8 protein-coding genes are annotated in these 7791 nt (G+C 42.9%); 7 read left to right on the forward strand and 1 reads right to left on the reverse strand.

Annotation, left to right across the window (positions count from 1 at the left end):
- The first annotated feature begins 19 nt into the window (after positions 1 to 19).
- The 7 genes from NXH67_RS03985 (at position 20) to NXH67_RS04015 (ending at position 7100) form a co-directional block, all read left to right on the forward strand.
- The gene (locus NXH67_RS03985; protein ID WP_272796488.1) at positions 20 to 1000 is read left to right on the forward strand and encodes an ABC transporter permease; all 981 of its coding nucleotides are present in this window, start codon (positions 20 to 22) and stop codon (positions 998 to 1000) included.
- A gap of 14 nt (positions 1001 to 1014) precedes the next feature.
- On the forward strand, positions 1015 to 2520 hold the full coding sequence (locus NXH67_RS03990; RefSeq protein WP_272796489.1) for an alpha-L-rhamnosidase-related protein: 1506 nt from the start codon (positions 1015 to 1017) through the stop codon (positions 2518 to 2520).
- A 24-nt stretch (positions 2521 to 2544) separates the two neighbouring features.
- On the forward strand, positions 2545 to 4314 hold the full coding sequence (locus NXH67_RS03995; RefSeq protein WP_272796490.1) for a glycoside hydrolase family 3 protein: 1770 nt from the start codon (positions 2545 to 2547) through the stop codon (positions 4312 to 4314).
- 1 nt (position 4315) lies between these two features.
- A complete protein-coding gene (pgmB, locus tag NXH67_RS04000; RefSeq protein ID WP_026511129.1) occupies positions 4316 to 4954 on the forward strand; it encodes a beta-phosphoglucomutase in 639 nt (212 codons plus the stop codon).
- 191 nt (positions 4955 to 5145) lie between these two features.
- On the forward strand, positions 5146 to 5874 hold the full coding sequence (locus NXH67_RS04005) for a MerR family transcriptional regulator (RefSeq protein WP_272796492.1): 729 nt from the start codon (positions 5146 to 5148) through the stop codon (positions 5872 to 5874).
- A gap of 144 nt (positions 5875 to 6018) precedes the next feature.
- Positions 6019 to 6870, forward strand: a complete 852-nt coding sequence (locus tag NXH67_RS04010) for a hypothetical protein (RefSeq protein WP_022779862.1) — start codon at positions 6019 to 6021, stop codon at positions 6868 to 6870.
- 11 nt (positions 6871 to 6881) lie between these two features.
- Complete coding sequence (locus tag NXH67_RS04015; protein ID WP_272796493.1) at positions 6882 to 7100, forward strand: aspartate dehydrogenase; 219 nt, start codon at positions 6882 to 6884, stop codon at positions 7098 to 7100.
- Between the two features lie 248 nt (positions 7101 to 7348).
- Here NXH67_RS04015 and NXH67_RS18440 read toward each other — a convergent pair whose 3' ends face one another.
- Positions 7349 to 7570: a transposase gene (locus NXH67_RS18440; protein WP_442870179.1), complete on the reverse strand. Its 222-nt coding sequence runs from the start codon at positions 7568 to 7570 to the stop codon at positions 7349 to 7351.
- Between the last annotated feature and the right edge of the window lie 221 nt (positions 7571 to 7791).

Genomic DNA, 7791 nt, shown 5'->3' on the forward strand with positions numbered 1-7791 from the left:
AGTAATAAGGAGATTAGCTATGAGTACCCCGAAGAGAATCGTAAACGCACTGGCCATACCGGTTGTAACCCTTGTGGTTTTGCAGACTCTTTGCCTGTTAAATGGACAGAGTGTGATTTCAAATATGAAAAGCTTTGACAATTTCATAGTTTATACAGCTATTGTGATGATCACAACCATGGCTCTTTCCATAAATCTGAACAGCGGAAGATTTGATTTCTCCCTGGGATCAATGGCCGGTCTGTCATCTATCATAGGGGCAAAAATAACCTATGGGATTCTCTCCGGGGGAAATGGCTCTGCACCGCTGATGCTTTGTATATCCCTTGTTGCAGGAGTGATACTTGGACTAATATCGGGTCTTACATATTGCACATTAAGACTGCCTCCCATCATAGTCTCACTGGGAGTAACGCTAGTGTATGAGGGAATTATGTACACAATAACCGGTGGCAAATATGTTATGAGTGAAGTTCAAAATCCTTCAATGTCCGCTCTTACAGGAACCTGGGTCTATGCAGCATTGATAATAGCGGCAGTCCTTGCATTTATGATAATTACTTTTGATAAAACGGCCTTTGGATATGACTACAACGCACTTAAGTCGGGACAGAAGGTGGCTGTGGCTACAGGTATCAATGAGGTAAAAAACACTCTGATCTGTTATGGGATCAGTGGAGGCCTGATGGGTATAGTGGGAACACTTAATGCGGCCAGAAATACGACAATAAATGGAGGTCAGCTCAATTTTGGCAGTATAGCCATCATGTTTACAGCATTTCTCCCTATGTTTATCGCAGGATATATCGGCAGATTCACAAACGAGAAGATTGGCTTTCTCCTGGCGGCTGTTTGCATGTCACTTTTAAATTCTACCTTTGCTGTATTCTCAAACTCAGTGAATGCAACGATGCAGTCAATTATAAATGCAGTATTGCTGGTTGTTTTCCTTATTTACCTGAACAACAATGATTTGATAAAGAGAGTATTGAAAGCATGAAAGACTTAAGACTATTGAAAAAAGCAACGGCTCTTTTCCCAAGGTTAAATGAAAAAGAGATTGCTGTAGCCGAAACAGTAAGTATTACAAGGGACGGCAAGGGAATAAAGAAAAAAAGTCTCCGGGATTTCAGGACTATGTCACTAAAAAAAGGTGATGAGGTCATCCTTGACTTTGGCGGACATCTGGTTGGATATCTTTCTCTTGATTTTAAGAACATAGGAGCTCATGCAGATGCTCCGGTGCTCTTAAGAGTACGCTTTGCCGAAAGAGAAGTAGAGCTGTTTGAGGATGCATCAGAATACAGTGGCTGGGTAAGCGCATCATGGATACAGGAAGAGCTGGTAAAGGTGGATGTGGTCCCCGGAAGGCTGGACTTTGACAGACGATATTCATTCAGATTTGTAAGGATTGAGGTTATGGATATCAGTTCAAGATTTGACCTTCAGATTTCCGAAGCTTGGGCCAAGGCCGTCACTTCTGCCAGAGATACGGATCTTTTACCCTATGAGGCGGCAGATCCCTTGGACAGAGAGATGGACAAGGTGGCTGTAAAAACTCTCAAAGATTGCATGCAGACAGTGTTTGAGGATGGACCTAAAAGAGACAGAAGGCTGTGGATAGGAGATCTTAGGATACAGGCTCTGGCCAATTATGAAACCTACAGAATGAATGATATGGTCAAATCCTGCCTATACCTGTTCGGTGCGCTTACTCAGGAGAATGGAAGAGTCGGAGCCTGCGTATTTTTGGAGCCTGAGCCTGAAGTAGACGACACCTGTATGTTTGACTATTCTCTGTTTTTTGTGGTCATTCTCAGGGATTATTACAGAAAGACAGGTGACCAGGAGGCGCTGGAGGATCTGTGGCAGGTATGCCGCAGACAGATCAGTCTTGCCAGAGAGGGCCTTGACCAACACTATGTAGTAAAGGACCTTGACGTTCTTGGCTGGTGCTTTGTGGACTGGAATCTGGAGCTGAATAAACAGGCAAGTGCGCAGGGGATATTCCTGTACGCGCTGGAGGCAGCAATTGAGCTTGCCGAGCAGGTCGGAGATGTGCTCTCAGAGGAAGAGTATGCTGATCTTTACAACAAAGTAAAGGATGCAGCCAATACTTTTTTATATGATGAAAAAATGGGCATGTACGTAAGCGGGAAAGACAGACAGATCTCCTTTGCATCTCAGATATGGATGATACTTGGAAATGCCGTTGAAGGTAGTGCTGCACTCAGGCTTTTGGAAAGACTAAATGGCTGCGACAGTGCTGTTAAAATGGTTACTCCTTATATGTATCACAACTATATAGATGCACTTATTAAGCTTGGCAGGAAAGAAGACGCTCACAATCTTATGAGACAGTACTGGGGCGGAATGATCAAAAACGGTGCAGACACCTTCTGGGAGCTGTATAATCCCGAAAATCCGGACGAGTCACCTTACGGAGGAACCATTGTAAACAGTTATTGTCATGCCTGGAGCTGTGGCCCGGCGTATTTTCTCAGGAAATACTTTGCTTAATACTTTGAAAGAAGAGAGTTTGATATGACATTTGATAATTATGAAATCGATTATACCGGGAATCCGTTTTTTCTTGACGAGAGTGCCATAAATTGGGTAAAAGAGACCTTTGAGGACATGAGCCTTGAGGAAAAATGCGGACAGGTTTTTTGTCCTATGGGATTTAGCAGTGAAGATGAAGTTCTTCGCGGAATCGTCAGTGGAATTGGTGTTGGCGGGATGATGTACAGAAGTGGGAGAGCAAAAGAGATTCAGGATACTCACAGAAAAATACAGTCAATGGCCAAAATTCCGCTTTTATTAGCCGCTAATACGGAGAGTGGTGGAGATGGACTGGCGGTAGAGGGGACATCTTTTGGCAAGCCCATGGCAGTTGCAGCAACTGCGGATCCTGAAAACGGCTACAGGATGGGGTATGTTGCATGTAGGGAAGGGGCAGCACTGGGACTAAACTGGTCTTTTGCTCCTATCGTGGATATCAACAGAGACTTTCATAATCCGATAACAAACGTCAGGACCTTTGGCGATGACCCGGAGAAGATAGTTTCCTTCGCTTCACGCTATATGGATGGTGCAGATGAAAATAATGTTGCCGTGTCAATAAAACATTTCCCCGGAGATGGAATAGATGAAAGAGATCAGCATATCCTTACCAGTGTCAATTCTCTGTCTGTAAAAGAGTGGGATGACAGCTTTGGATATATCTATAAAAGTCTTATAGACAAGGGAGCAAAGACTGTAATGGTGGGCCATATTGCCCAGCCGGCTTATGTAAAAGAGATTAACAATAATGCTGACAGAAGAAGCATGTTGATGCCGGCATCTCTTTCTAAGGAACTTCTTGGAGGTCTTCTCAGAAAACGTCTTGGCTTTAATGGCCTTATAACCACAGATGCCACACCCATGGTAGGATTTACCAGTGCAATGCCCAGAAATATTGCCATACCGACTGCCATAGAAAACGGCTGCGACATGATTTTGTTCAACAAGAGCCTTGAAGAAGATTACAGTTTCATGCTTGAGGGTATTGGCAGTGGTTTGTTGTCCGTAAAAAGACTTGATGAGGCAGTGCTGAGAATCCTTGCAACAAAGGCATCCCTGGGGCTTCATGAGAAACAAAAAAACGGAAGTCTTGTCCCTATGGAAGAAGAGTTATCAGTTGTTGGCTGCAGCAAACACAGAATGTGGGCAAAAGAGGTAGCTGATAAGGCTGTCACTCTTGTGAGGGACGAGAAAGCTCTTTTGCCGTTAAGTCCGAAGAAATACCGGAGGATATACCTAAATGTGATCGACAAGGAAATGAACCCGGAGAGCGCATTTGTAAGGATGTGGAAGGATAAGCTGGAAGCAGAAGGGTTTGAAGTTACGGTAAGGGACAGACGTGTTAAAATTGTCCCGGCTGATTTTATGGATCCGGCATCACTGCCTGATGAGAAGAAGGCTCTTTTACATGAGATGTACAGAAGTGTTGCTGAGATGAAGGAATCCTTTGATCTGTATCTATATGTCTGCAATATGGAAAATGCTTCAAATAACACTACTTTGCGACTCAACTGGAACGTAGTGTTTGGGCTTGGAGATGATGCGCCCTGGCATGCATCAGAAATACCTATGATGATGATATCGACTTCGTATCCATATCATCTGTTTGATGCTCCCATGATCGGGACTTATATTAATTCCTACAGCGCAGGTGCGGATTTTGTCGATGCAACTGTAGAGAAAATAATGGGCAGATCTGAGTTTATGGGAGTAAGTCCCATTGATCCCCTGTGCGGAAAGGATTACATCTGATATGAAATATAAGGCCATAATTTTTGATCTGGACGGAGTTATCTGTTTTACCGATGAATACCATTATCTTGCTTGGAAGGAGCTGGCAGATGAGCTGAATATTCCCTTTGACAGGACTATCAATGAGAGGCTAAGGGGCGTCAGCAGAATGGATTCTCTTGAGATCATACTGGAGAAATATTCAGGACCTGAGTTCTCAAAGGATGAAAAGGAAAAGTTCGCCGGAAAAAAGAACGACATCTACAGAAAGAGTCTTGAAAATATGTCTGAAAAAGACCTCTCAGAGGAGGTCAGAGAGACGTTAAAGGAGCTTAGAAACAGGGGACTTAAGCTTGCCATCGGATCTTCGAGCAAAAATACCAAGTTCATATTAAAACAGATCGGGCTGGAAGGTTTCTTTGACGCCATAAGTGATGGCACCAATATCACAAGATCCAAACCCGATCCGGAAGTGTTCTTAAAAGCTGCCCAGTTCCTTGCAGAAGAGCCGAAGGACTGCCTTGTTATAGAAGATGCTGAAGCCGGCATAGATGCTGCGGTATCGGGCGGTTTTTACAGCGCCGGTATCGGGAGCGCAGAAAGCTATGGAAAGGCCACATATCATTTAGAGAGCTTTAAGGACATTCTAAAGTATGTTTAATGGTAAAGTTTCTCTTTTGCCACAGGAAGTGCCTATGAAAAATAAAAACAAAATCAGCAGCGAAGGGATTAGAAAATAAGAAGGAGCAGATATAGAGGTTTTGCGACCTCTATATTTTTTTATAAAAAAGTGTTGACTCTAACGTTACGTCATGGTTTAAGCTATAGTTACACGTGAAGGAGATGAAAGCCATGAAGACAGTAAATGAAGTAAGTAAGCTGACAGGAGTGAGTATACGCACTTTACAGTATTACGACCAGATAGGACTCTTAAAGCCGGCGGAATACACAGAGTCCGGCTACAGGCTGTATGACGATGCAGCACTGGAGAAATTGCAGCAGATTTTACTGTTCAAGGAGCTGGAGTTTCCGCTTAAAGACATAAAAGAAATAATAAACAGATCTGATTTTGACAAGACGAAGGCACTGGAACAGCAGATTGAACTTCTGGAACTAAAGAAGGAGCATATTGAGAATCTGCTGAATCTATGCAACTACCTTAAAACGAGAGGAGTGAGAAAATTGGATTTTACAGCATTTGATAGTAGTAAACTCGAGGAATACTCAAGAAAAGCCAAAGAGCAGTGGGGACAGACTGCTGCTTATAAAGAGTACGAGGAAAAAAGTAAAAACTGGACTAAAGAAGATAGAAGCAACATGATGGCTGATTTTTCCAAACTCTTTGAGGAGTTCGGTACCATGAAGGATATGGATCCCGCTTCCGCAGAGGTTCAGGCTCAGGTAAAGAGAGTTCAGGATTTTATTACAGAGAACATGTATACCTGTACTAATGAGATTCTATACAGTCTCGGAACCGGCTATGCAAGCGGCGGAGAATTCACCCAGAACATCAACAAGATGGGCGGTAAAGGAACCGCAGAATTTGTCTTTCGGGCAATAAAAATTTATTGTGGGCAGTAGTAAACAATAGCTGCAAATGAACTGATATATTTTTGGTTGTCTATCCGCCGCAAAGGTGCTAATCTTGTAAGGTAGCGGTAACCGTTTGGGGCAAAATCAGCATGGTTACTGCTTAAGTCGCAAGAAGCGGGAGGATAGATCAGTATGGATCAGTATTTGAGCGAGTCAGTGGGGGTAAATAGTCTGGGGGACTTAAATCACCTATACCATAAGCTTTTGGATAAGGTAAGAAGTGTTGAGACCAAGGCAGAGCAGAAGGCACAATTGGAGCAGGAACTAAGTGAAGCCAGGGATACCTTAAGCGTAAGGTTCCTTATGCCGATTGTCATGGCTCTTAAGTTCACATTATATGCGGGAATTCCGTTCATTGTAGTGTTCTTTATTCTGGCAGCCTGCATCAAAAATGCAGATGGAGTCAGATATTTCACAGTGTATGACCACTGGTACGGATCAGCGCCGTCTCTTCATTGGCTGTCGGATCTGCTGCTCAAGTTCGGCGATACCTGTGGCGTAGTAGGTAAGATTTTGGCCATAGTTATCGGGGTGATCGTATTCTTTTTGATTCCGGCAATTGTGGTTCTTTTACCACTTTCTTTGATCGGCGCCATTATTATCACTGTGCATGCATGCAACCAGGCAAGGACCACCGTTGAGCATGTTCCCGGAAAGGTTGAGAACCTGGGAAATGAGATTGACGATATTATTGATGAAATAGCACCCGGGATGTCATTTGTACCACCGGATTACAGGTACAGCGATGCACTGGAATTCATCTGCAGAGCATTTGATAATCACAAGGCTGACAGTCTGAAAGAAGCTCTTTTACAATATGATGATTATGCACATAAATGCAGACTGGAGCTGGGACAGCAGGAAATGATCGGTAGGCTTAACACCGCTATTGATATGATCCAGGAGCAGAATGACAAGCTGGATTCAATCCATTCAGAAGTAAGAAGCGTAAATAGCAAAGTAAATTGGCTCATGTGGTTATGAAGAGGCTGCTTATTATGTTTTTTAAAAAGAAAACAGAAAAGAAAACCTACGATAAAGAAAACAAGAAACCGGTGATCAAGGCCAGCATCTGTAACGGAGAGCAGGTCGCAGGATTTCGGGATGTGCATACGGGAACATTTGAGGAAGTTATGCTTATCAGGGATTCAGAGGATCTGTTCCGGTTCAAAAATGAGTACGGAATCACTGAGGATATAGAGAAAATATATTAAGTAAATTCATTAGACAAAAGTCCTTTATCTTACAAGGCCTAAGCAGGCCAGGTAGTGATGAAGGATTTTTCTTGATTTGGCATATATTTGTGCGCTAAAGCAACGATTGCCATAGAACTCCATGCCACTTATAATGTTGCTAAATTCTGGAAAAAGTATTTTGTATTGGAGGAAAAGATATTTATGAATCATCAATATTATAGTACCTCTGCGAGAAAAACCCTTCCGTCAGGTTGGGGATGAATCGCTTAGCTTTTTTGCTTTTTGTATTTCCCAGACTTCATGTATTTTCTCTTGTGTTCTTCAGTCCGCTGCTCTTCAATGTACTTTTTGACAGTTTCCATGGGAACTGAGCCTGTGGTTGCACAGAAATAGCTGGCGCTCCAGAAAGGCGAATCGCCCCACAAGTATTTCTCTAACTGAATGCGATCCTTTGTTGTATCCGTCCATAATAAAGCTCCTAAAAGCACCCCTCAAAAGAACATTTGTTTTGATATATGCTTTGATATGTGCTATAATACATAGTATAAACTTCTGTGAAAGGAATGATAACTGTGTACAGGACGAGGCAGTACAGGATTAACAGCACACATACTCTTTACAGCTACTGTCGTGATATCTGCGGTGCATCCGCAAGGCTGTACAACAGGGCTAACTTCATTCTAAGGCAGTACTCATCAGCTGTTAAAGC

This window comes from Butyrivibrio sp. DSM 10294 (assembly GCF_028539135.1).
Taxonomy (GTDB): domain Bacteria; phylum Bacillota; class Clostridia; order Lachnospirales; family Lachnospiraceae; genus Butyrivibrio.